The organism is Bacillus massiliigorillae (assembly GCF_000380245.2).
Taxonomy (GTDB): domain Bacteria; phylum Bacillota; class Bacilli; order Bacillales; family DSM-1321; genus Bacillus_AD; species Bacillus_AD massiliigorillae.
The window spans coordinates 2,506,238-2,532,016 of sequence record NZ_HG428741.1 but is presented as its reverse complement, the minus strand read 5'-3'; the positions used below and the strand labels follow the sequence as shown (position 1 = coordinate 2,532,016).

The following is a 25,779-nucleotide window of genomic DNA, read 5'->3' as shown; positions in this document are numbered from 1 at the left end:
TAGATTGCAAGAATGTAACAATGTCTTGCAATCTTTTATTAATATATATATACTACTATTAGTACCTAGTCATAATACTTCGGATGGTGACAAAATAAATGAGACGGAATAAGAAAGAAAGGCAAGCATTGCTAAAGGAAACGATACATGAGAATCCGTTTATTACAGATGAAGAGTTAGCAGATAAATTCTCTGTAAGTGTTCAAACGATTCGTCTTGATCGATTGGAAATGTCCATTCCTGAATTACGTGAAAGAATTAAGCATGTTGCTGAAAAAAATTATAGCGATGAGATAAAATCGCTACCGATAGAAGAAGTAATTGGGGATATTATTGATATCGAGCTCGATCAAAGTGCGATATCGATTTTAGATATAAGTAAAGAACATGTCTTTAAAAGAAATGGAATTGCACGAGGGCATCATCTATTTGCACAAGCTAACTCATTGGCAGTTGCTGTTACGAATGATGAATTCACACTTACTTCAAAAGCAAATATTAACTTTACAAGACCGGTTAAACAAAATGAACGAGTGATTGCAAAAGCGAAAGTAACGCAGCATGATAATGATTCAAAAAGATCAATAGTAGAAGTTAATAGCTATGTTGGCACAGAACTTGTTTTTAAAGGTTCTTTTGAAATGTACAGATCGAATATTGATAAAAAGGATGACTTCAATGAAAATCGCGATTGATGCAATGGGTGGCGACCACGCACCGAAAGAAGCAGTGCTTGGAGCACTTCGAGCAGTTAAAGAATATGATGACCTTACTATTTTATTAGTAGGTGATGAGAAGAAAATCTCCGAATACATAACACCTCATGAACGTATCGAAATACTACATACAGAAGAGGAAATTTTAGCAACTGATGAGCCAGTTCGAGCAGTAAGAAGAAAGAAGCAAGCTTCTATGGTATTAGCTGCACAAGCAGTAGCTGACGGCCAAGCTGATGCTTGTATTTCAGCAGGAAATACAGGTGCTTTGATGGCAGCTGGATTGTTTGTTGTAGGACGTATTAAAGGGATTGAACGCCCAGCCTTAGCACCAACACTTCCTACTTTAAATGGAGATGGCTTTGTTTTACTTGATGTTGGAGCAAATTCAGAGGCAAGACCAGAGCACTTAGTTCAGTTTGCTATCATGGGTTCTGTTTACGCTGAAAAAGTTCGTGGGTTAAAACAACCTCGTGTTGGATTGTTGAACATCGGAACGGAAGAAAAGAAGGGAACAGAATTAACGAAGGCAGCCTATGCTCTTTTACAAGAAGCACCTATTAATTTTGTAGGTAATGTCGAGAGTAGAGATTTACTAAATGGTGTAGCTGACGTTGTTGTTACAGATGGTTTCACTGGGAATATGGTTTTGAAAACAGTAGAGGGTACAGCAATGAATTTGTTCAAGATGATTAAAGAAGCAATGATGAGCAACTTGAAAAGCAAGCTTGCTGCCGCTGTTTTGAAACCTGAATTAATGAATATTAAGTCCAAAATGGATTATTCTGAGTATGGAGGTGCAGGTCTTTTTGGATTAAAAGCACCTGTTATTAAAGCTCATGGATCTTCTGATAGCAATGCATTCTTTAATGCGATTCGTCAAACGAAGACAATGGTGCAGCATGATGTAGCTCAAACTATTACATCATACATGGAAGAGAAAAAATAAGAATTAGATTGTTTGAAGGAGAGAAAAGAATGGCAAAAATCGCTTTTGTTTTTCCTGGTCAAGGATCACAAACTGTTGGAATGGGAAAGGAACTTTCTGATGAGTTTTCGAGTGTGAAAGCATACTTTGATCGTGCGGATGAAGTATTACAAATTGGTTTAAGTGATATTATTTTTAACGGGCCGGGAGAAGAACTTACTTTAACAACGAATGCTCAACCAAGTTTATTGACTACAAGTATTGCCATCTTATCTCGTTTACAAGAATATAATATTCAAGCTGACTATGTTGCAGGTCATAGCTTAGGTGAGTACAGTGCGTTAGTAGCTGCTAATGTATTATCTTTCGATGATGCTGTGATGGCTGTTCGTAGACGTGGAGAGTACATGGAAGAAGCGGTACCAGCAGGGCAAGGCAGCATGGCGGCGGTATTAGGTGCTGAACGCAAAGCTTTAGAAGATTTAACAGCTTCTATTACGGCTGAGGGCAATCCTGTTCAACTTGCGAATATAAATTGTCCAGGTCAAATTGTTATTTCAGGTTCTGCGGAAGGCGTTAAAAAAGCTTCTGAAGCTGCGAAGAGCATTGGTGCAAAGAGAGCTATGCCATTAGTTGTTAGTGGTCCATTCCATTCAAGCTTGATGAAGCCGGCTTCTTCAAACTTACAAGCAACTTTTGAAAAGATTACTTGGAATGACGCTGTTATTCCTGTTATTTCGAATGTAACTGCACAGCCAGTACAATCTTCAGAGGAAATGAAAGGATTATTAATTGAGCAATTATATTCTCCTGTTCTATGGCAAGATTGTGTGGAGAAAATGATTGAATTAGGTGTTGATACATTTATTGAAGTAGGTCCAGGTAAAGTATTGTCTGGCTTAATTAAGAAAATTGATCGGAGTGTACGCATCTTTTCTGTTTCTAATGAAAGCGAAGTTCAAGCTGTTGTAACGGCATTAAAGGAGGAAATGTAATCGTGAAATTACAAGACCAAGTAGCACTTGTAACAGGAGCTTCAAGAGGACTAGGAAGAGCAATTGCCCTAGAGTTAGCTAGTCAAGGAGCGTCAGTAATTGTAAACTATGCTGGTAGCGAAGATAAAGCAAAAGCGGTAGTAGAAGAGATTAAGGCTCTTGGACAACAAGCGATTGCAGTTCGTTGTAATGTTGCTAATAGTGATGAAGTAGCTAGTATGGTGAAAACAGCTATTGAAGAATTCGGGAAAATCGATATTCTTGTTAATAATGCGGGTGTAACAAGAGATAATTTATTAATGAGAATGAAGGAAGAAGAGTGGGATACAGTCCTTGATACGAACTTAAAAGGTGTGTTCCTATGTACGAAGAGCGTTACAAGACCAATGATGAAACAACGTAAAGGTCGTATCATTAACGTGGCGAGTGTAGTTGGTGTAGTTGGTAATGCTGGACAAGCTAACTATGTAGCAGCTAAAGCAGGTGTAATTGGTTTAACGAAAACAACAGCTAAAGAACTTGCTCCAAGAGGTATTACTGTTAATGCAGTTGCTCCTGGATTTATTACAACCGATATGACGGACCAACTTCCAGAAGAAGTGAGAACAAGCCTATTAACTCAAATTCCGCTTGCTAGATTTGGTCAGCCTGAAGATATTGCGAAGGTTGTTTCTTTCTTAGCTTCAAGTGACAGTGCTTATATGACAGGTCAGACGCTATGTGTTGATGGCGGTATGGTTATGTAGTTGATGTTTTGGAAATAGTTAACTTATTCCAAAGTGAAAGAAATTTATTTATTATCGTAACAAAATACACTATAATATAATGACTTGAAAGGAGGTGAATCGCAGTGGCAGATGTTTTAGAACGTATTACGAAAATCGTCGTTGATCGTCTTGAAGTTGAAGAGTCTGAAGTAAAACCAGAAGCTTCATTCAAAGAAGATTTAGGTGCTGATTCTCTTGATGTAGTTGAGCTTGTAATGGAGCTTGAAGATGAATTCGGTATGGAAATTTCCGACGAAGATGCTGAAAAAATCTCAACGGTTGGAGACGCCGTTAATTACATAGAAAGCAATATGTAATTTATATAAAGTGAAACTTCCATAAGTAGAGGTATTATAACCTTTACTTATGGTTAGTTGAACCAATCGGGTTCTTACTGACGTAAATTCCTACTTCAAACTCTTTGTTACTAAGAAGTTAAGAAGTGGAAATCTAACGTCAATTAGAACGGGATAAAGTTAGCCAAGGCCAACTCGAAACGAAGAAACGGTGGATTCACTTACTAAGTAGATTTATTTGACTAAGTAAGCAAACTCTTTCTACGTAAGGGAAAGGTCTTTTTTCTTTTCTACTAGCACATTTAACAGAACGCTCTTTCTTTCTGGGCTTAATGTCTGTAAACTGTGCTTATATAGTGTATTTTTAAAAAGATTATTTTCTTTTTTCACAATCATTTTATATACTTAAGAATGTTGATTAATAATTTACTATAAAACATAAGCAATTGTTTTAAAAGGGGCTTGATGTAACGATAATGTAGGTATACCCTTTAAATTGTTAGATTTATGGTTTCGGAGGATATTATGCGGAAGAACGGAAAAGAAAGAAGAGCTCCAAGTAAAAATATGAAGTTTGAACAATTTCAAAAAGAAACAGGTTTTCGTTTTACTAATGAACGATTATTAAAGCAAGCATTTACACATTCATCTTATGTGAATGAGCATCGTCGTAAGCCATATGAAGATAATGAAAGGCTTGAATTTTTAGGAGATGCTGTTTTGGAGTTAACAGTTTCTCAATACTTATATAAAAAATATCCATTAATGAGTGAAGGAGAATTGACTAAATTACGTGCAGCAATTGTATGCGAGCCGTCACTAGTTAGATTTGCTCATTTCATGTCATTTGGTAAGCTTGTTCTTCTTGGAAAAGGAGAAGAATTAACAGGTGGTAGAGAACGTCCGGCATTGTTAGCTGATGTGTTTGAAGCATTTATCGGAGCTCTCTATTTAGATCAAGGTATGGATATGGTATATAAGTTTTTACAATTAACAGTATTTCCTAAAATTGACGAAGGTGCTTTTTCTCATGTGATGGATTTCAAGAGTCAACTTCAAGAACTTGTTCAGCGTGATGGAGCTGGAGTAATTGAGTACAAAATTCATCAAGAAAAAGGACCAGCCCATAATAAAGAATTCGTTTCAAAAGTTGCATTAAATGGTGAAACGATGGGGACTGGTATTGGTCGCTCTAAGAAAGAAGCGGAACAAAAAGCTGCCGAGCAGGCATTAACAAACTTAAAAAACATCGAGAAGAAATAAATGTAGAGTATTGAAAGGGGAAATATACTTGTTCCTCAAGCGTTTAGATGTCATTGGATTTAAATCGTTTGCCGAAAGAATATCAATTGATTTTGTAGAGGGAGTTACAGCGGTTGTAGGACCTAACGGTAGTGGCAAAAGTAATGTTACGGATGCCATCCGTTGGGTTTTAGGTGAACAGTCTGCAAAATCGTTACGCGGCACAAAAATGGAAGATATAATTTTTGTTGGAAGTGATTCGAGGAAATCACTTAACTTTGCTGAAGTTACACTAACATTAGATAATAGCGATCAGTTTTTAAGTTTTGATTTCCAAGAAGTGAGCGTTACAAGAAGGGTGTATCGCTCAGGTGAAAGTGAATTTTTCATTAACAAACAAGCATGTCGTTTAAAAGATATCGTAGATTTGTTTATGGATTCAGGACTTGGGCGTGAAGCCTTTTCTATCATAAGTCAAGGGAAAGTTGAAGAGATTCTTAGCAGTAAAGCGGAAGATCGTAGAACAATTTTCGAAGAAGCTGCGGGTGTGTTGAAATATAAAACACGCAAAAGGAAAGCTGAGCAAAAGCTTACTGAAACTCAGGACAATTTAAATCGTGTACAAGATATTGTTCATGAGTTAGAGGGGCAAGTCGAGCCTTTAAAGATTCAAGCTTCGATAGCAAAAGATTATTTAGAGAAAAAAGAAGAATTGCAGCAATATGAAGTAGCTCTTACAGTACATGATATTGAAGAATTGCATGACAATTGGCAAACACTGACGCAAAACTATAAAGAGCATAAAGATACTGAAGTGCAAATGAATACTGATGTACAGTCGAAAGAAGCAGAAATTGTTAAGCTGCGAGATCAAATTACAGCGTTAGATGAGTCGGTTAGCGACTTGCAAGAGGTTCTTTTATTAACTACTCAGGAATTAGAGAAGTTAGAAGGACGCAAAAATGTATTACAAGAAAGAAAGAAAAACGCTACACAAACGAGACAGCAAGTAGAAGATGCAATACGAGAAGCTACTAATCAAATTCAGCGATTAGTAGAAGAACAAGCAACACAACAAAGTATTTTAGAAAATGTAAAAAAAGATGTTGCTGTTATTAAATCTCAGCTTGCTGAAAAAGAAAATGTGTTAGGTGCGTATAGCGAAGATTTAGAAACAGAGATTGAAACATTAAAAAGTGATTATATTGAATTGCTCAATACACAAGCAGCGGCGAATAATGAATCGCGTATGTTAGAACAACAAATGCAACAAACTATGCAACGTAATAATCGCTTAGACCAAGAAAATCAAGGCTTGCTTGAAAAACGCTCAGAAATTATCGAAAAAAGAACAGAATTATTAGAGCGTTTACAGCAATTAGTAGAAAAAATAGATCAAACAGCAACAAAGTATTTTGAAAGTAAGACTCAGCTCGATAAACTTCAAAATAAATATCAGTCGCAAGAATCTAAACTATATCAAGCTTATCAATTCGTACAACAAAGCAAGTCTAGAATTGATATCCTGCAAGGTATGGAAGATGAATATGCTGGGTTCTTTCAAGGTGTTAAAGAAGTTCTAAAGGCGAAAAGTTTACAAGGTATTGAGGGAGCGGTCGCTGAATTAATGACTGTTCCAAAAGAATATAATACGGCTATTGAAATTGCATTAGGCTCTGCTATGCAACATATTGTCGTTCAAACAGAAGAAAATGCTAGACGTGCGATTCAGTTTTTAAAACAACATTCTTTTGGTCGAGCTACTTTTCTGCCACTATCAGTAATGAAAGAAAGAAATATTCCTTCTAATCAACTACAAACTATTGAGCATCATCCTTCTTATGTCGGCGTTGCATCTAAATTAATACAGTTTGATGCAAAATATACATCAATCATGACTAATCTTCTCGGTACGGTAATTATTACAAGAGATTTGAAAGGCGCCAATGAAATGGCGCGTCAACTTGGGTTTAAATATCGCATTGTTACCGTTGATGGAGATGTTGTGAATACTGGTGGAAGTATGACAGGTGGAGGCACGAAAGGGAAAAATTATTCTTTATTGTCTCGTAAAGGTGAGCTAGAAGATTTGAAGGCCAAATTGCCAGTTATGGAAGAAAAGACTGCAAAGCTAGAAAGTGAAGTGAAAAGTATTAAAGTTGCGATACAAGAGCATACAGAGGCTTGTGATACGATTCGAAAGCAGCAGGAAGAGCTTCGTTTCAAAGAGCAAAGTTTGAAAGGAGATTTACGTGAAGTAGAGATAGAAGAGCGTAATATGAATGATAGACTCTCGCTTTACGATCATGAAAAATCATCGTTTCAAGCAGAAAAACAACAAAAAGAAAAGCGTATGCTAGAATTGCAGCAGTTTTTAGCAAATTGCCGTAAAGAGATTGAAGAACAAAAGACAATTATTGAGGAGCTAACAGCGAAGAAACAAGATCAACAATTGTCTAAGGATGTTGTTCTTCAAGAAATGAATGAATTAAAAGTACAGTATGCATCTAAAAACCAACAATTACAAAATCTCGAAGATAAATATGAGCGAATTCTTCAAGATTTACAGCAGTGGCAAACGAAAGAAACTGAAGCAAAAGAAAATATGGCTTTATTGTTTGATGATTTGGAAAGCCATGATAGTGGTGAACAGCAACTTGATATTGCAGTTAAACAAAAGCAAAAAGAAAAGCAAGAAACTGTACAACTTATTTCAAAACGACGAGAAGAAAGAAGCAAGCTTCAACTTGTTCTTGATGATGGCGAAATAGAGTTAAAAGAATTAAAACGTGTATATAAAGGTCATTTCGAATCGTTAAAAGATGAGGAAGTAAAAATAAATCGTCTAGATGTTGAACTAGATAATCGCTTACAACAATTGCAAGAGGAATATGTTTTAACTTTTGAAGCGGCTAAAGAGCAGTATTCTTTAGTGTATTCTCCAGAAGAAACGAGAAAGAAAGTTAAGCTTATTAAGTTAGCAATCGAAGAGTTAGGAACGATTAATCTGGGTGCAATTGATGAATATGAAAGAGTGCATGAACGTTTTAGTTTTCTGACAGAGCAACGAGAAGACTTATTAGAAGCGAAGGAAACATTATTCCAAGTAATTGATGAGATGGATGTTGAGATGAAGCGGCGTTTTGAAGAGACGTTTAACGGTATCCGCGATCAATTTGAACGTGTGTTTCAACAATTATTTGGTGGTGGTAGAGCGGAGCTAAGATTAACCAATCCAGATGATTTATTAAATACTGGTGTTGAAATTATTGCTCAGCCACCCGGAAAGAAATTGCAAAACCTGAATTTGCTTTCCGGTGGAGAACGTGCGCTAACAGCAATTGCCTTGCTGTTTTCTATTCTAATCGTACGCCCTGTGCCGTTCTGTGTGTTGGATGAAGTTGAAGCAGCATTAGATGAAGCGAATGTCGTTCGTTTTAGCGAATATTTAAAGAAATTTAGTTCCGAGACACAATTCATTGTTATTACGCATCGTAAAGGTACAATGGAATCGGCAGATGTTTTGTATGGTATAACTATGCAAGAATCTGGCGTATCAAAACTAGTGTCAGTTAGATTAGATGATAAAGAAGTTACAGAACAACTGAAATAGGAAGTGAAAGTATGAGTTTCTTTAAAAAATTAAAAGATAAATTTACAGCGACAACGGACCAAGCAAGCGAAAAGTTTAAGCAAGGTCTTACAAAAACGCGTGATTCATTTGCTGGTAAGGTAAATGATCTTGTAGCAAGATACCGTAAAGTGGACGAGGATTTCTTTGAAGAGCTAGAAGAAATCTTAATTACGGCAGATGTGGGCTTTGACACGGTTATGGCGTTAATTGAAGAGTTAAAGATGGAAGTGAAGCGTCGTAACATCCAAGATACAAAAGAAGTACAAGCAGTTATTTCTGAAAAGCTAGTAGAGATTTACCGTAATAAAGAAGAAGTAGATGCGAATATTGCTATGCAAAATGATTTAACAGTTATTCTTTTTGTTGGTGTTAACGGTGTTGGTAAGACAACGACAATCGGAAAGCTAGCGCATAAGTTTAAGAGTGAAGGTAAAAAGGTTTTATTAGCAGCAGGTGATACATTCCGTGCTGGAGCTATTGAGCAGTTAGAAGTGTGGGGAGATCGTGTTGGTGTGGATGTCATTAAACAAGGTGCAGGCTCAGACCCAGCTGCTGTTATGTTTGATGCAGTGCAAGCAGCTCGTTCACGCGGTGCGGATGTCTTACTTTGTGATACTGCAGGTCGCCTTCAAAATAAGGTTAACTTAATGAAGGAGTTAGAAAAGGTAAAGAAGGTCATTGAACGTGAAATACCAGGTGCTCCTCATGAGGTACTTCTTGTATTAGATGCGACAACTGGACAAAATGCATTAATTCAAGCCAAGACGTTTAAAGAGGCTACAGACGTATCAGGAATCGTTTTAACGAAGCTAGACGGTACAGCTAAAGGTGGGATCGTCCTTGCGATTAAAAATGAATTAGACATTCCTGTGAAGTTTGTTGGGCTTGGTGAGAAAATGGATGATTTGCAGCCGTTTGATGCAGAGAAATATGTATATGGATTATTTGCTGATTTAGTGGATAATGAATAAAAATGAAAAACAACGAGTGTTCATTAGAATGCTCGTTGTTTTTTTGTATAAAAAGTGTGTTTGTGGTAATTGTAGTTGAGAGGTGTAATCGTTGAATTAGCTGCATTATCGTTTAGTAATTGGTATACAGATTCTTCAAGTAAACTAAGCTGTGTTGTTTTTTTCTAGATGTCAAGATATTCTCTTGACATCTAGGTGTGTACACGGTAAACTATGGTTTGTAAAGGTGTTTTACTTAACAAGAGGGGGGTAGTGACATGTCGCTTGAAAAAACAACGAGAATGAACTATCTATACGATTTTTATCAATCGTTGCTAACTGAGAAACAACAAAGCTACATGGCGCTATATTACTTAGATGATTTCTCCCTTGGTGAAATAGCCGAAGAATATCATGTGAGTCGTCAAGCAGTATACGACAATATCAAAAGAACAGAAGCGATGCTTGAGGAATATGAAGCAAAGCTGTTACTATTTGAAAAGTTTCAAAAGCGAAGTACTCTAATTGATGAGCTGAAAGAAGACGTAAATACATCTTCATTTGACACAATAAAAATGCTTGATATAATAGCAGAGCTTGAGAAATTAGATTAGGAGGCGGCATGTATGGCATTTGAAGGATTAGCCGACCGACTGCAAGGTACAATACAGAAAATTCGTGGCAAGGGAAAAGTTAATGAAGCAGATGTAAAAGAGATGATGCGTGAAGTAAAGCTTGCTCTTTTAGAAGCGGATGTTAACTTCAAAGTTGTTCGAGAATTCGTTAAGCGCGTAAGTGAGCGCGCAGTAGGTCAAGAAGTTCTCAAAAGCTTAACCCCTGGTCAACAGGTCATTAAGGTTGTTAAAGAAGAATTAACAGACTTAATGGGTGGTGAGCAAAGCAAAATTGCGGTTGCAAATCGTCCCCCAACTGTCATTTTAATGGTAGGTCTTCAAGGGGCTGGTAAAACAACCACAACAGGTAAGCTTGCAAACCTTTTAAGAAAAAAATATAACCGTAAGCCGTTACTTGTAGCTGCCGATATATATCGTCCAGCAGCCATTAAACAGTTAGAAACGCTAGGTAAACAGCTAGATATGCCTGTATTCTCACTAGGAGATCAGGTAAGTCCGGTTGAAATTGCTAAGCAAGCTATTGAAAAAGCGAAGGAAGAACATCTTGATTACGTTCTAATCGATACAGCAGGTCGTCTTCATATCGATGAAGAGTTAATGACTGAGCTGAAAGATGTGAAAGAAGTAGCAAAGCCTGATGAAATCTTCTTAGTTGTTGATAGTATGACTGGTCAAAGTGCTGTAGACGTTGCTGGTAGCTTTAATGAGCAACTAGGCCTTACTGGCGTTGTATTAACAAAGCTTGATGGTGATACAAGAGGTGGGGCAGCGTTATCCATTCGTTCTGTGACTAACACTCCAATTAAGTTTGTTGGTCTTGGCGAGAAATTAGATGCGCTTGAAGTTTTCCATCCTGAACGTATGGCGTCAAGAATTCTTGGTATGGGTGATGTACTAACTCTAATCGAAAAAGCACAAGCGAATGTCGATGAAGCAAAAGCAAAAGAGTTAGAACAAAAACTTCGTACTCAAACATTTACATTTGATGATTTTCTAGAGCAACTAGGGCAAGTTCGTAATATGGGACCGCTCGATGACCTTTTGAAAATGCTTCCTGGAGCTAACAAAATGAAAGGCTTAGACAATTTGTCTATTGATGAAAAACAAATTGGACATGTTGAAGCCATCATTCGCTCAATGACAGCTAAAGAAAAGTCGAATCCAGAGATCCTAAACGCTGGCCGTAGGAAACGTATTGCTAAAGGAAGCGGAACTTCAATTCAAGAAGTTAACCGTTTATTGAAGCAATTTGATGAAATGAAAAAAATGATGAAACAAATGACAAACATGCAAAAAGGGAAGAAAAAAGGCTTTAAACTCCCTTTTATGTAAGGTTTTTAACACTGTTAAGAAAAAAACCTTTACAAACTATAAATAACTTTGATAATATATTATCTTGTTGAAACTAATCGGAAGAGGTGCTTTATAAAATGGCAGTTAAAATTCGTTTAAAACGTATGGGAGCAAAAAAATCTCCTTTCTATCGTATTGTTGTAGCAGATTCTCGTTCACCACGTGATGGACGTTACATTGAAATCGTAGGAACTTACAATCCAGTTGCTCAACCAGCTAAGGTTGAAATCAACGAAGAGCTTGCTCTTAAATGGTTACAAGACGGTGCAAAACCATCTGATACAGTTCGTAACTTACTTTCTAAACAAGGCATTATGGAAAAATTCCACAATGCAAAAAACGCTAAGTAATTAGCAAACGATGATGAAAGAACTCATCGAAACAATTGTAACGTCTCTTGTTGATCATCCAGAAGCTGTTGTAATTAAATCAGAAGAAGATGATAACCGCATTACATTTTACTTATCTGTTCATAAAGAAGATATGGGTAAAGTAATCGGTAAGCAAGGGCGTGTAGCTAAGGCGATTCGAACTGTAATATATGCAGCAGGATCATCACAGCAAAAGAAAATCTATCTAGAGATTTCCGAATAGGAGGGCTAAAACCCCTCCTTTTTTGGTATGATAAAATAAGAACGGTATATATGAACATTTTGTAAAATGTGAAGAAATTTATACATAATCAAGAAATTAGTTGAAAAATAAACTGGGAGGGGTTGCAATGAAGATTCTGCAAACAATAACTGTGAATCAAGTTTTAACTGTTACCAGCAAGAATCAACTCCTTGAAAAATATAAAAAGCAATATAGTCAATTACAAAAGGAAATTGACCAATTGAAATTCGAAATGAAAAAGCTTGAGAAAACAAAAAAATTTCAGCCGACGACTTTAAAAAAGCATTTTGAAAAAGAAATATCAAATCGTTCGGAAAAAATCAAACTTCTTGACTTTCAAATGGAACAGCTTGATATACTACCAATTGGAAGTGAATTAAAGGAGCGAGACGTTCAAGCTATTATAGATGTTGAAATCGGAACTGATTGGGACGAGTTAATGAAAACAAAAACAATTGTCGTTACTGATGGAAAAGTAACTGAAATTCGTTAGAGGTGTAAAAAGTGGAAAAGTGGTTTAATGTTGGGAAAATCGTTAATACTCATGGTATTAGAGGTGAAGTTCGTGTCATTTCTCGTACGGATTTTGCAGATGAACGATATAAAGTAGGAAATTCATTATTTTTATTTCAAAATAATCAAGAGACGCCAATTGAATTAAAAATCACATCGCACAGAAAGCATAAAAATTTTGATTTGCTAACATTTGAAGGCTATCAGAATGTAAATGATGTAGTAGGCTTTAAGGAAGGCTTATTAAAGGTTCCAGAGTCGTATTTAGAAGCATTAGATGAAGACGAGTACTATTTCCATGAAATTATCGGCTGCAAGGTATTAACGACTGCTGATGAGGAGCTTGGAACGATTCGTGAAATATTAACACCTGGTGCAAATGATGTATGGGTTATTCAAGCGAAGAAAGGTAAGGATATATTAATTCCTTACATAGAAGAGATTGTAAAAGAAATTAATATCCCAAATAAGACAATCATTATTGAACCAATGGAAGGGTTATTATAATGAAAATTGATGTATTATCACTGTTTCCTGAAATGTTCACTGGGGTCTTTGGATCTTCTATCTTAAAAAAAGCAGAAGAAAAAGGTGCAGCATCTTATAATGTTGTTAACTTCCGAGACTTCTCAAACAATAAGCATAACACAGTAGATGATTATCCTTATGGTGGCGGCGCAGGAATGGTTTTGAAGGCACAGCCTATCTTTGATGCTGTTGAACATTTAAGAAATGAGAATAAATCAAAGAAACAACGAGTTATTTTGTTATGTCCTCAAGGTGAGAGGTATACACAAAAGAAAGCGGAAGAGCTTGCAAAGGAAGAGCATTTAATTTTTGTGTGTGGTCATTATGAAGGTTACGATGAAAGAATAAGAGAGCATGTTGTGACGGATGAAATTTCATTAGGAGACTATGTGTTAACAGGTGGAGAATTAGGCGCTATGGTTGTGATTGATAGCGTTGTAAGGCTATTACCAGGTGTATTAGGCAATGAAGACTCGCCTGTTAAGGATTCTTATTCTTCTGGTTTGCTTGAGCATCCTCATTATACTCGTCCTTACGATTATAAAGGGTATAAGGTACCGGATACATTAATGTCAGGTAATCATAAACTCATCGAAGAATGGCGTATGAAAGAAAGCTTAAGAAGAACATGGACTCGCAGACCAGACTTACTAGACCATATTGAATTAACAAAGCAAGAAGAAAAATGGCTGGAAGAAATTAAAAAAGAGAATGAGCTATTGCAATAGTAACGGTAATATGATAAGATAATTTTTGTGATTTGGGGAATAAATCTTCAAATTACAGATAACGATGTTCCGCTGTAGGCAAATAGACTTGCAAGAGCGTCCGTATAAGGAGAGAAAAAACATGCAACAATTAATTCATGACATTACTAAAGAACAATTACGTTCTGATCTTCCATCTTTCCGCCCTGGTGACACTGTACGTGTACACGTTAAGGTAGTAGAGGGAACTCGTGAACGTATTCAGATCTTTGAAGGCGTTGTAATCAAACGTCGTGGTGGTGGAATCAGCGAAACTTTCACAGTACGTAAGATTTCTTACGGTGTAGGCGTTGAGCGTACATTCCCTGTACACACACCAAAAATTGCAAACCTTGAAGTGATTCGTCGCGGTAAAGTACGTCGTGCGAAACTTTACTACCTACGTAGTCTTCGTGGTAAAGCGGCTCGTATTAAAGAGATTCGCTAATTTTCCTAAACTAGCAGCTTAGGCCGTCTAGATGGAAATTAACTTGTGTTAAGAAAAGAGCTTGTTTAACAAGCTCTTTTTTAACATTTATAGAGCTTTAATTAGGGTAAGTCTAATCGTTAAAATAGTTACATATACATGGTTTTATATTCAAGAATGCCGTTTATTTGTTATAATGAATGGTACAAGTATAGTCAAAATTGAGATTTAATACCTTTTTGGAGTTGGTGAGGAACAAATGACAAAGAAAAAGAATGAAGTTTGGGAATGGCTAAAAGCATTAATAATTGCCGTACTGCTTGCTGCTGTCATACGCTATTTCCTTTTAGCACCTATTGTGGTTGATGGTCAATCGATGATGCCAACTTTACATAATCAAGACCGTATGATTGTAAACAAAATTGGCTATACGATTGGAGAACCAGAACGATTTGATATTATTGTTTTCCATGCACCTGAGAAAAAAGATTATATTAAAAGAGTAATCGGTCTTCCAGGGGATAGAATAGAGTATAAAGATGACACTTTATATGTAAATGGAAAAGCTTATGAAGAGCCTTATTTAGATGAATATAAGAAACAAAGAGATGAAGAAATTGATGGGCCATTAACCGAATCATTCACATTAAGTGAACTACCTTGGGGAGAAGAAACCGTACCAGAAGGTCACTTATTTGTAATGGGTGATAACAGAAGATACTCGAAGGATTCTAGACAGATTGGATTCGTATCTCTGGATGATGTTATAGGAAAAACAAGTATGGTTTATTGGCCAATAAAAGATATAAGAATTGTAAAATAGAAAGGTGGATACCAGTGACAATTCAATGGTTTCCAGGCCATATGGCCAAAGCGAGACGAGAAGTAACAGAAAAGCTAAAGCTAATCGACATCATATATGAATTAGTGGATGCAAGACTACCACTATCTTCACGTAATCCGATGATTGATGAAATCATTCAACATAAACCAAGGTTGATATTATTAAATAAAGCAGATATGGCAGATCCACAAAAGACGAAACAATGGTTAGAGTATTTTTCGTCTAAAGGGTTAACGGCACTTGCAATTAACTCACAAGCTGGAAATGGTTTATCGCAAATTACAACAGTATCTAAAGAGTTATTAAAAGAGAAATTAGACCGTTTAAGAGCAAAGGGCGTTAAGCCAAGAGCTATTCGAGCTATGATAGTTGGAATCCCGAACGTTGGTAAATCGACATTTATCAATCGTCTAGCGAAGAAAAATATTGCTAAGACAGGTAATACACCAGGTGTAACAAAGGCGCAGCAATGGATTAAGGTGGGAAAAGAATTAGAATTATTAGATACACCAGGAATTCTATGGCCGAAGTTTGAAGACCAAGAAGTAGGGAAGCGTTTGGCTGTGACAGGTGCTATTAAGGATACATTATTAAATCAACAAGAACTAGCGATTTATGCTTTACGTTTTTTAGAAGCGGAATATCCAAGTATGCTAAAAGAACGCTATCAGCTTACTGAAATTCCGGAAGATGTGGTAGAGTTATTTGATGCAATTGGTACGAACCGTCGTGTACTGGCGAGTCGAGGTATGATTGATTACGATAAAACAGCCGAATTAGTCATTCGTGATCTTCGAGCTGAACGTTTGGGAAGATTAACATTTGAACTTCCGCCAAAAGAAGAAGATTTTGCTTAAGCTCCTATTCAGGGGCTTTATTTTTTTTTACAAAAGCCGATAAATGAATTGATGGAAAGTGTGGAAAAGATGACAAAACAAAAAAGTATTAAAGAAATTACAGAAGTATTGCAAACGATCGATAATCCTAATGATCCATTTCTACTATTATGTAGTCAAGATAATCGTAAAGGTGTAATAAATGCAGTAAATAAGTGGAAGAGAGCGTATGCTCAGCAGGAAAAGTTAGAAAGCAAATGGGACTTAATGACGGAATTTGAGCGAAATGTATACAATAAAGGCTATCAATTTGTAGCTGGAGTAGATGAAGTTGGTAGAGGCCCATTAGCTGGTCCAGTAGTGGCAGCAGCTGTCATTCTTCCGAAAGATTACAAACTCCTTGGATTAGATGATTCGAAGAAAATAAATGAAACAAAGCGTAATCTATTTTTTGACCAAATCATGCAAAATGCAATAGCTGTTGGGATTGGAATTATGGAACATGATGTAATAGATAAAATAAATATTTATGAAGCAACGAAGAAAGCAATGGAAGCAGCGATTGAGAGCTTAGAAGTAAGGGCTGATTATCTGTTAATAGATGCCATGAAATTGCCGGTTTCATTACCGCAGGAATCTATTATTAAGGGTGATGCAAGAAGTGTATCCATTTCTGCAGCCTCGATTATTGCGAAAGTGACTCGAGATCGCTTAATGAATGAATATGATGTATTATATCCACAGTTTGGCTTTAAGAATAATATGGGATATGGGACGAAGGAGCACCTAGAGGCTTTGCGTCAATGTGGGCCAACTCCTTTGCATCGTAGAAGCTTTGCACCAGTAAAAGAAGTTATTCATTCGAAGAATTAAACAATTTATTTCAAAGTAGTTGAAAGGATGTGTTGCTTATGCAATCAACAAGTATTGTTCAAAACTTAATACCACAGCAAACAGCTTCAGCTACGAATGCATTAAAAGATGGTCAAATGATTACGGGTAAAGTCGTAAAAATACATGGAAATAACACAGCTGAAATAAATATTGGACAAACCAAAATAACCGCAGTAATTGATGCGCCAATTACTGTGGGTGAAAGATATTTATTTCAAGTGCAAAATGGGGGAGAAGTTACTTCCTTAAAGGTAGTTCCTTCAAATGGAACAAATCAAAGTGTAAAGGAATTAGCCATGCAATTATTGCAGCATTTTTCTTTAACTCAAACGAAAGAAAGTATTACTTTAGCGCAATTTTTTTTGAAAAATGAATTACCATTAACGAAAGAGAACTTCACTCAAGCATTGCAATGGGTTCAATCAAATGGAGAAGTATCAAAAAGCTTACATATCATGAAAATTATGCGAGATCTTTCGCTTCCATTTTCTCATGATGTGTTTAAAGCGATTGCTGCTTTTGAAAATAAGGTCCCCTTAAGCACGTTGTTCTCGTCACTATCACAATCAGTAATGAATGGTGAAAGTAAAACAGAGGTGTCATTAAAGGCCGTGTTGTCACAGTTACTTTTATCAAATGTAGATAAAGCAGCCGAAAAAGTACTGCATAAGATGCTCTCCACTTGGCTTTCATCAGGGGGGAATGTTAAAGATAGTATGTTTAGACTTTTACAAGAAATAGGGTTGTTTTCAAAGCAAACTAGACCCTCCGATGTATTGAACCAAAGTTTACGTTTGTTAAATGAAAATAATACTATTGTGCAGGATCCATCGATAAGAAATGCTGTTGATTTATTGGTAAAGATGCAAACAACAACTGATGCTAATGTAGTAAAACCCATACAGGAATCCTTTCAACAATTAGTAAAAAATAAAATTTTAGAGTTATCTGACAATAATAAAGAAAGTGGCGTTTGGAAACAGATACAACAAGAACTAAAAGTAAGTATACCCAATCGTAGTACAATTAATGATTTACAAAATCAACCGAAAACGAATGCTGAGCAAAGAAAACCTGTTGTTGAGAACATAAGTACACTAGGACAAAATTCATATATGAAAATAGCAAAACATCTATTGTCATATATTATGAGAACTGATCAAAATATTGTACGTTCACATGAGTTATTACAATTGTTTGCAAAAGCGGGTAAAACGTTAAATTCAGCTACAAATAATCTAGACCAAGCAAGACAGTATATTGCGAATCAATTATTACAAGCGGTAGAGGGCAGGCAAGAATCTATTATTAAATATGATAGCTATGATAAACAACTTCTTCAAACACTCATTCAAGAAGAAGTAACAGCTTTGAGTGCCTCTAAATCATCCATTTTTGCTAGTGAGATGAAAAGTGCCCTTCGTATGCTTGGTGTTGGCTTTGAACATCATTTAGCAAATTTGGATCAATCGACGACTATTAAGGAGAGTGAATTGCTTTCTTTAAAACCATTACTTTTAAAAATCATAAATGAAACTCAGTCTATGAATGTAAAAGACCACGCCGAGCAGTTGTTGAATAAAATTTCAGCACAACAAATTTTATCACAGGCCTCAGGTCCGATTCAGCATATTATTACTCAGTTTCCTATTACATTTCATCAATTTCAAGCAGAAGTAACAATGCAATGGAGTGGCAGAAAGAAAAAAGATGGTGTAATCGATCCTGCTTTTTGTCGCGTTTTATTTTATTTGCAGCTAGAAAATATTGATGAAACGATTATTGATCTTGTAGTACAAAACAAAGTGATGAAAATTTCGGTTATAAATGAAAGAGCTAATATATTGCAAAATATTGCTAAGTCATTAATGCAACAAGTAAAAGAGCGATTGGAAGCGATTGGATTTAAAATTTCTTCTATATTATTTGAGCAGCCAAACTCAATGAATCATCCAGCTTTACAAATAAAAAGGGAGAGTGCTGTCTATGATACATCACCGTACAGTGGGGTGGATATAAAAATATGATAGAACGAAGAAAAGAGGCAATAGCTCTTAAATATGACCAAGAGAAGGATGCTGCTCCAAAAGTAATTGGAAAAGGAAAAGGCAAAATTGCAGAAAACATCCTTGAAGCTGCTAAAGCTAATGATATTCCCATTCAGGAAGATCCTTCTCTTACAGAGTTGTTAGGCAAGCTGAATATAAATGAATCAATACCAGCTGAGTTATATGAAGCGGTAGCTGAAGTATTTGCATTTATTTATCAAGTGGACCGAGAAGTAGGTAAAAAGTAAGTATTCATTTTTGATAAAAAAATTTAATTTCACAATGAAAAAGTGATATTGAGTTTTTTTAATATAAAAATGTAAGCGCAATCATTTTTTCTTTAATAGTATTCAAGCTTACTCAATACTCGTAATAATTTTTTGTAATAAAAAAATTATTAGATATAAAGTTTTTTTGATAAAACAATCACGATAATATTGCGAAGGAGAAAAAAATAGTATAAAGCAGAAAAAACACGTATTGAAGTTTATAAAATCTAGTTTTGCTAAATGGTTATTTCTTTAGGATTTTATGTAAAAATTTGGCTAGTTAATAAATAATGATATTATATTAGAATATCATTATTTATTGTGAAAAAAGTAGCGTAATATTATAGAAAAAAATTGTAGTGATTTAATGGACTTACTATTTTTTATAAAATGCAGGAAAATAAGTTTAGTTCTTAGCAGAATATTGTTGGATAATCCAGTTATTATAGTGCATGAAACAAGTAATATAATTTGATAGGAAGTTCAGGTTGTAATGATTGCTAGATGGGGTTAAATGATGAATTTATAGCTGTTGTAGCTGTGTTAATACACAATTTTGTGTATTAATTTTTATATTTTGATAATATTTTTTTGGAGTTTTTTAGAAGATTTGCTAGACAAGTTTTGACACTTTTTATACAATGAAAGCGCAATCTATTTTTTATTGATGATTGAATTTGAAACAATTTAGTTTTAAATGACGCAATATTTCAAAAATTGTGAGTGTTAATTAGGAGGATGGGACATGAATATCCACGAGTATCAAGGAAAAGAGGTCCTCAGAAAATATGGTGTTGCTGTACCAAATGGTAAAGTAGCATTTTCTGTGGAAGAAGCTGTTGAAGCGGCAAAAGAGCTAGGAACACAAATCTGTGTTGTTAAAGCTCAAATACACGCTGGAGGAAGAGGAAAAGCTGGCGGTGTTAAAGTGGCAAAAAATCTTGATGAAGTTCGTACATATGCCGATGAGATTTTAGGCAAAACACTCGTAACACATCAAACAGGTCCTGAAGGTAAAGAAGTTAAACGTTTGCTAATTGAAGAAGGTTGCGACATCAAGAAAGAATATTATGTAGGTTTAGTTTTAGATCGTGCAACTTCTCGAGTGGTTCTAATGGCTTCTGAGGAAGGCGGAACAGAAATTGAAGAAGTAGCAGCAAAAACGCCTGAGAAAATTTTCAAGGAAGTAATTGATCCAGTTGTAGGATTAACTGGCTACCAAGCAAGAAGAATTGCATTTAATATTAATATTCCGAATGAACTTATTGGTCAAGCTGTTAAGTTTATGACGGGTCTTTATACTGCATTTATTGAGAAAGACTGTTCTATTGCAGAAATTAATCCATTAGTAGTAACAGGTGATGGCAAAGTAATGGCACTTGATGCGAAGTTAAACTTTGATTCAAATGCTTTATATCGTAATAAAGACATTGTAGAATATCGTGATTTAGAAGAAGAAGATGCTAAAGAAATCGAAGCATCTAAATATGATTTGAGCTATATTGCGTTAGATGGCAATATCGGTTGCATGGTAAACGGTGCAGGATTAGCTATGGCAACTATGGATATTATTAAGCATTATAATGGCGACCCAGCAAACTTCCTAGATGTTGGGGGCGGTGCGACTGCTGAGAAAGTAACGGAAGCTTTCAAAATCATTTTGTCTGATTCTAAAGTAAAAGGTATTTTTGTAAATATTTTTGGTGGAATTATGAAGTGTGATGTAATCGCTGAAGGTGTAGTAGAAGCAGCAAAACAAGTAGGTCTTTCTGTGCCATTAGTTGTTCGTCTTGAAGGAACTAATGTTGAATTGGGTAAAGAAATATTGAAAAATTCTGGTATCGACATTACACCAGCTGAATCAATGGCTGACGGCGCACAAAAAATCGTTTCATTAGTAGGTTAATAGTTAGGGGGGTTCAAAATGAGTGTATTTATTAATAAAGATACAAAAGTAATTGTACAAGGTATTACAGGAGCTACAGCACTTTTCCATACAAAACAAATGCTTGAATATGGTACGAAAATTGTAGGGGGAACAAGCCCAGGCAAAGGTGGTCAGGTAGTAGAGGGAGTACCAGTATTTAATACAGTAAGTGAAGCAGTGGCAGCCACAGGTGCTAATGCATCCGTTATTTATGTACCAGCACCTTTTGCGGCAGATGCGATTTTAGAAGCAGTAGATGCTGAGCTAGATTTAGCCATCTGTATTACAGAACATATTCCAGTTCTTGATATGGTAAAAGTGAAACGTTATATGGAAGGTAAGAAAACACGTTTAGTAGGTCCTAACTGTCCTGGTGTAATTACTCCAGGTGAATGTAAAATTGGTATCATGCCAGGATACATTCATACAAAAGGCCATATTGGCGTCGTATCTCGTTCAGGTACATTAACATATGAAGCGGTTCATCAATTAACACAAGCTGGCTTAGGGCAAACAACAGCAGTTGGTATTGGTGGAGACCCTGTTAATGGCACGGACTTTATTGATTGCTTAAAGGCATTTAACGAAGATCCTGAAACATATGCTGTTATTATGATTGGTGAAATCGGTGGAACAGCAGAAGAGGAAGCTGCGGAATGGGTGAAAGCAAATATGACGAAGCCGGTTGTTGGTTTTATCGGTGGACGTACAGCACCTCCAGGTAAGCGTATGGGTCATGCTGGCGCTATCATTTCTGGCGGAAAAGGAACTGCTGATGAGAAAATCCGTGTTATGAATGAATGCGGTATTGCAGTAGCTGAAACACCTTCTGTAATGGGTGAAACATTGATCACTGTTCTGAAAGAAAAAGGTTTATTTGATAAATGTAAAACTCATGAAGCTTCTTCAGTTCTTTAATTTAATATATTGTCTTAAATGGGTTGAAAAAGTCACCTCCTACTAGAAAGGAGGTGTCTTTTCTATATTTTTTAGAGGAGGAGTATCGTTGCAAGAGTGTGAAAAAAGATTAATATTATTACATCATTGTCGAGGCATTGGTTGGAAATCTATTAAACAAATTTTACAAATTGATAGACAGCTACACACGATATTCACTAGAAGTATCCATGACTGGCAAGTTATTCTCCCAAAGCTCTCTTTCCATCAATTAACTCTTTTCTATGAAGATCTCCATACCATCTCCATTGACAAAAAAATCAAAGAATATCATTCGAATTCTATTATTATCTTAACAATTTTTAATGATGACTATCCAGAACGTTTAAAGCATATATATAATCCTCCATGGGTCTTATATATGAAGGGAAATAGAAACCTTTTATATCAAGAGAGAATACTAGCTATTGTAGGTGCGAGAAAGCCATCTCAGTATGGATTAGATGCGATGATTTCCATTATTCCTAGACTTATTAATGCGGGGTATGTTATTGTAAGTGGTCTAGCAAGTGGTATTGATACAGGTGCGCATCAATCAGCTATTCAATCAAAAGGGAATACTATTGCCGTATTAGGTGGAGGCTTATATCATATCTATCCAAGAGGAAATACTTCTTTAGCGATGAAAATGATGAAAGAACAATTAGTACTCACGGAAACACCTCCTATGCAGAAAAGCGAGCCATGGATGTTTCCACTTAGGAATAGAATTATTAGCGGATTAAGTGATGGTGTATTTATAATAGAAGCAAAAGAAAGAAGTGGCTCATTAATAACTGCATCACAAGCTTTAGAACAAGGAAGAGAAGTATTTGCATTACCAGGAAATATTAACAGCAAGTTGTCTATAGGTACGAATAAGCTCATTCAAGAGGGAGCAAAGCTTGTATTGACCGATGCAGATATCATTAATGAATTACCGTATAAGATGAAACATTGATTAGTGAGAGCATTTCTACTAAATGTAAAGGAATGTCATTCGTTTTCATGGGAACTATCACTGGAAATTTGAGGGGTAGATTGATAAAAATGAATTTTCTTAGAATTTTAATTATATAAGGGAATTTTGTATGGAATATATAAGGATAGTGAAGTAAAATAAAAAGTTGTGTGAAGTAAAGAAAAAAATGCAAATTTTTTAATGGAAATATGAAAAATGTAAGAAATATACAAGAAAAATTTCGAAATAGCTTGAAATATCTTTAGATATATTATAAATTGAGCTTCATACATGTTTTTCATTTGTCTATTTTATTATTCACTAAGTATATTTTATGTATCATAATGAATATGTTTTATAATACGTATGCGCTTTCATAATTTGTCGGGTATTTTATACGATAAAGAAGTTATGGAGAAAGCATTTAATTGTATATTGCTCTAGCAAGCATTAGAAGTTGAAAATATTAAGATTGACAAATCGAATTTTTATGATTAATAATAATGAAGATTTAAATAACCTCTTAAGGAGGATTTTGCATGTCAGATTATCTTGTCATTGTAGAGTCACCAGCTAAGGCTAAAACGATTGAAAAGTACCTTGGTAAAAAATATAAAGTAAAGGCGTCAATGGGCCATGTTAGAGATTTACCAAAAAGCCAAATGGGCGTTGATATAGAGCATAATTATGAACCAAAATACATTACAATTCGCGGAAAAGGTCCTGTTTTAAAAGAATTAAAAACAGCTGCGAAAAAAGCTAAAAAAATCTATCTCGCAGCTGACCCCGACAGAGAAGGGGAAGCAATTGCTTGGCATCTTGCTAATTCATTAGATTTAGATACAACTTCCGATTGTCGAGTAGTCTTTAATGAAATTACAAAAGATGCGATTAAAGAATCATTTAAACATCCAAGACCAGTCAACATGGATTTAGTAGACGCTCAGCAAGCTCGTCGCATATTAGATCGTCTTGTAGGCTACAATATTAGTCCGATTTTATGGAAAAAAGTAAAAAAAGGTTTAAGTGCAGGTCGTGTACAATCGGTTGCTGTAAGACTTGTAATTGAGCGAGAGAGAGAAATTCAGAAATTTATTCCGGAAGAGTATTGGACGATTAGTAGTGAGTTCGTAAAAGGTAATGACGTTTTTGAAGGTAGCTTTTTCAGTGTTAATGGAGAAAAAGTGTCTCTAAAAGCTGAAGAAGATGTACAAAATATTCTTTCTACTCTTCAAGGTAATGAATTTAAGGTTACCGGGGTAACGAAAAAAGAAAGAAAAAGAAATGCTGCTCTACCATTTACAACATCTTCTCTTCAACAAGAAGCGGCTCGTAAACTTAATTTCCGAGCGAAGAAAACGATGATGCTAGCACAACAATTATATGAAGGAATTGATTTAGGTAGTGAGGGAACGGTTGGATTAATTACATATATGCGTACTGATTCAACTAGAATATCTGATATTGCTGTAAGTGAATGCGCTGAGTATATACAATCTCATTACGGGAAAGAATTTATTCTTTCAGAGAAAAGAAAAGAAAAAAAACAAGGAAAAACACAGGATGCGCACGAAGCAGTTCGCCCAACGAGTACGTATAAAGATCCAGCTTCGGTGAAAGAGTTTTTATCGAGAGATCAATTCCGATTATATAAGTTGATTTGGGAACGATTCGTATCTAGCCAAATGGCCCCAGCGGTATTAGATACGATGAGTGTAAATCTAGAAAATAATCAAGTAATGTTCCGAGCAAATGGATCGAAAGTGAAATTCCCAGGATTTATGAAGGTGTATGTAGAAGGTACAGACGATCAAATAGAAGAGAAAGATAATATTCTTCCAGAGTTTGTTGAAGGAGATATTGTATTCTCGAAAGATCTAGAGCCTAGTCAGCATTTTACACAGCCACCACCACGTTATACGGAAGCTAGGCTTGTTAAGACGCTTGAAGAGTTGGGAATTGGTAGACCATCTACATTTGCGCCAACGTTAGATACCATTCAAAAACGTGGCTATGTAACACTAGATAATAAGCGATTTGTTCCGACAGAGCTCGGTGAAATTGTATTTGAATCCATGATGGAATTCTTTCCAGATATCATTGATGTGGAATTTACAGCAAAAATGGAAGAAGAATTCGACAATATTGAAGATGGGGAAACTCCATGGCGTAAGGTTATTGATGATTTCTACGAGGATTTCGAAGTTCATTTGCGAAAAGCAGAAGAGGAAATGGAGAAAGTAGAAATCAAAGATGAACCAGCAGGTGAAGATTGTGAAGAATGTGGAGCACCAATGGTTTATAAGATGGGTCGCTATGGGAAATTTATGGCTTGTAGTAATTTTCCAGAGTGTCGCAACACAAAAGCAATCGTCAAGGAAATCGGTGTACCTTGTCCGAAATGTGAAAAGGGTTCTATAATAGAAAGAAAAAGTAAGAAAAAAAGAATCTTTTATGGATGTAACTTATATCCAGAGTGTGATTTCATTTCTTGGGACAAACCACTAGCAAGAAAATGTCCTAAATGTAATAAACTACTTGTTGAGAAGAAACTCAAGAAAGGCATACAAGTACAATGTACTGAATGCGATTATAAGGAGAGTCAACAAAAGTAGGTGGAAAATCGCCTACTTTTTTCCTGTTTTAAAATACAAATTTTTGTGAAATGTCTATGGACAAATAGCGAACAAAAAAGATATAATTGCATCTGGTTAAGGCT

General features: G+C 35.7%; 25 protein-coding genes. All 25 read left to right on the top strand.

What is annotated here, in order from left to right; all coding sequences use genetic code 11:
* The first annotated feature begins 98 nt into the window (after positions 1 to 98).
* The 25 genes from fapR (at position 99) to topA (ending at position 25,675) form a co-directional block, all read left to right on the top strand.
* A complete protein-coding gene (gene fapR / locus TX86_RS11675) occupies positions 99 to 695 on the top strand; it encodes a transcription factor FapR (protein WP_042348962.1) in 597 nt (198 codons plus the stop codon).
* Positions 679 to 1,665, top strand: a complete 987-nt coding sequence (gene plsX, locus TX86_RS11670) for a phosphate acyltransferase PlsX (RefSeq protein WP_042348960.1) — start codon at positions 679 to 681, stop codon at positions 1,663 to 1,665. The genes fapR and plsX overlap by 17 nt, the downstream gene beginning before the upstream one ends.
* Before the next feature lie 29 nt (positions 1,666 to 1,694).
* On the top strand, positions 1,695 to 2,639 hold the full coding sequence (gene fabD, locus TX86_RS11665; protein WP_042348959.1) for an ACP S-malonyltransferase: 945 nt from the start codon (positions 1,695 to 1,697) through the stop codon (positions 2,637 to 2,639).
* 2 nt (positions 2,640 to 2,641) lie between these two features.
* On the top strand, positions 2,642 to 3,385 hold the full coding sequence (fabG, locus tag TX86_RS11660) for a 3-oxoacyl-[acyl-carrier-protein] reductase (protein WP_042348958.1): 744 nt from the start codon (positions 2,642 to 2,644) through the stop codon (positions 3,383 to 3,385).
* A gap of 104 nt (positions 3,386 to 3,489) precedes the next feature.
* Entirely contained in the window at positions 3,490 to 3,723 is a 234-nt protein-coding gene (acpP, locus tag TX86_RS11655; RefSeq protein WP_042348957.1) for an acyl carrier protein, read from the top strand.
* Between the two features lie 504 nt (positions 3,724 to 4,227).
* Complete coding sequence (gene rnc, locus TX86_RS11650; RefSeq protein WP_042348956.1) at positions 4,228 to 4,965, top strand: ribonuclease III; 738 nt, start codon at positions 4,228 to 4,230, stop codon at positions 4,963 to 4,965.
* Positions 4,966 to 4,993: 28 nt separating this feature from the next.
* On the top strand, positions 4,994 to 8,557 hold the full coding sequence (smc, locus tag TX86_RS11645) for a chromosome segregation protein SMC (protein WP_042348955.1): 3,564 nt from the start codon (positions 4,994 to 4,996) through the stop codon (positions 8,555 to 8,557).
* 11 nt (positions 8,558 to 8,568) lie between these two features.
* The gene (gene ftsY, locus TX86_RS11640) at positions 8,569 to 9,549 is read left to right on the top strand and encodes a signal recognition particle-docking protein FtsY (RefSeq protein ID WP_042348954.1); all 981 of its coding nucleotides are present in this window, start codon (positions 8,569 to 8,571) and stop codon (positions 9,547 to 9,549) included.
* A 257-nt stretch (positions 9,550 to 9,806) separates the two neighbouring features.
* Positions 9,807 to 10,142, top strand: a complete 336-nt coding sequence (locus TX86_RS11635) for a putative DNA-binding protein (protein WP_042348953.1) — start codon at positions 9,807 to 9,809, stop codon at positions 10,140 to 10,142.
* Positions 10,143 to 10,154: 12 nt separating this feature from the next.
* Positions 10,155 to 11,495 (top strand): signal recognition particle protein, encoded by a 1,341-nt coding sequence (gene ffh, locus TX86_RS11630; RefSeq protein WP_042348951.1) that lies wholly within the window; start codon positions 10,155 to 10,157, stop codon positions 11,493 to 11,495.
* A gap of 98 nt (positions 11,496 to 11,593) precedes the next feature.
* Complete coding sequence (gene rpsP / locus TX86_RS11625) at positions 11,594 to 11,866, top strand: 30S ribosomal protein S16 (RefSeq protein WP_042348949.1); 273 nt, start codon at positions 11,594 to 11,596, stop codon at positions 11,864 to 11,866.
* 13 nt (positions 11,867 to 11,879) lie between these two features.
* Positions 11,880 to 12,110: a KH domain-containing protein gene (locus TX86_RS11620; protein WP_042350432.1), complete on the top strand. Its 231-nt coding sequence runs from the start codon at positions 11,880 to 11,882 to the stop codon at positions 12,108 to 12,110.
* Between the two features lie 127 nt (positions 12,111 to 12,237).
* Positions 12,238 to 12,624 carry a YlqD family protein gene (locus TX86_RS11615; protein ID WP_042348948.1) on the top strand — a complete coding sequence of 129 codons (387 nt, stop codon included), beginning with the start codon at positions 12,238 to 12,240 and terminating at the stop codon, positions 12,622 to 12,624.
* An 11-nt stretch (positions 12,625 to 12,635) separates the two neighbouring features.
* Positions 12,636 to 13,151 carry a ribosome maturation factor RimM gene (gene rimM, locus TX86_RS11610; protein ID WP_042348946.1) on the top strand — a complete coding sequence of 172 codons (516 nt, stop codon included), beginning with the start codon at positions 12,636 to 12,638 and terminating at the stop codon, positions 13,149 to 13,151.
* Positions 13,151 to 13,900: a tRNA (guanosine(37)-N1)-methyltransferase TrmD gene (gene trmD, locus TX86_RS11605; protein ID WP_042348945.1), complete on the top strand. Its 750-nt coding sequence runs from the start codon at positions 13,151 to 13,153 to the stop codon at positions 13,898 to 13,900. Before rimM ends, trmD begins: the two co-directional genes overlap by 1 nt.
* Positions 13,901 to 14,021: 121 nt before the next feature.
* Positions 14,022 to 14,366 (top strand): 50S ribosomal protein L19, encoded by a 345-nt coding sequence (gene rplS, locus TX86_RS11600; protein ID WP_042348944.1) that lies wholly within the window; start codon positions 14,022 to 14,024, stop codon positions 14,364 to 14,366.
* 238 nt (positions 14,367 to 14,604) lie between these two features.
* Complete coding sequence (gene lepB / locus TX86_RS11595; RefSeq protein WP_042348943.1) at positions 14,605 to 15,168, top strand: signal peptidase I; 564 nt, start codon at positions 14,605 to 14,607, stop codon at positions 15,166 to 15,168.
* Between the two features lie 14 nt (positions 15,169 to 15,182).
* Positions 15,183 to 16,046, top strand: coding sequence for a ribosome biogenesis GTPase YlqF (ylqF, locus tag TX86_RS11590; protein WP_042348942.1), 864 nt, complete (start codon positions 15,183 to 15,185; stop codon positions 16,044 to 16,046).
* 69 nt (positions 16,047 to 16,115) lie between these two features.
* Positions 16,116 to 16,898, top strand: coding sequence for a ribonuclease HII (gene rnhB / locus TX86_RS11585; RefSeq protein WP_042350430.1), 783 nt, complete (start codon positions 16,116 to 16,118; stop codon positions 16,896 to 16,898).
* A gap of 38 nt (positions 16,899 to 16,936) precedes the next feature.
* Complete coding sequence (locus TX86_RS11580) at positions 16,937 to 18,946, top strand: TP0910 N-terminal domain-containing protein (RefSeq protein ID WP_042348940.1); 2,010 nt, start codon at positions 16,937 to 16,939, stop codon at positions 18,944 to 18,946.
* Entirely contained in the window at positions 18,943 to 19,215 is a 273-nt protein-coding gene (locus tag TX86_RS11575; RefSeq protein WP_042348939.1) for an EscU/YscU/HrcU family type III secretion system export apparatus switch protein, read from the top strand. The genes TX86_RS11580 and TX86_RS11575 overlap by 4 nt, the downstream gene beginning before the upstream one ends.
* Positions 19,216 to 19,981: 766 nt before the next feature.
* Positions 19,982 to 21,142: an ADP-forming succinate--CoA ligase subunit beta gene (gene sucC, locus TX86_RS11570; protein WP_042348938.1), complete on the top strand. Its 1,161-nt coding sequence runs from the start codon at positions 19,982 to 19,984 to the stop codon at positions 21,140 to 21,142.
* Positions 21,143 to 21,160: 18 nt separating this feature from the next.
* Positions 21,161 to 22,081, top strand: a complete 921-nt coding sequence (gene sucD, locus TX86_RS11565) for a succinate--CoA ligase subunit alpha (RefSeq protein ID WP_042348937.1) — start codon at positions 21,161 to 21,163, stop codon at positions 22,079 to 22,081.
* An 88-nt stretch (positions 22,082 to 22,169) separates the two neighbouring features.
* Positions 22,170 to 23,060 carry a DNA-processing protein DprA gene (gene dprA, locus TX86_RS11560; RefSeq protein ID WP_042348936.1) on the top strand — a complete coding sequence of 297 codons (891 nt, stop codon included), beginning with the start codon at positions 22,170 to 22,172 and terminating at the stop codon, positions 23,058 to 23,060.
* A 539-nt stretch (positions 23,061 to 23,599) separates the two neighbouring features.
* A complete protein-coding gene (gene topA, locus TX86_RS11555; protein WP_042348935.1) occupies positions 23,600 to 25,675 on the top strand; it encodes a type I DNA topoisomerase in 2,076 nt (691 codons plus the stop codon).
* The last annotated feature ends 104 nt before the right edge of the window (positions 25,676 to 25,779 follow it).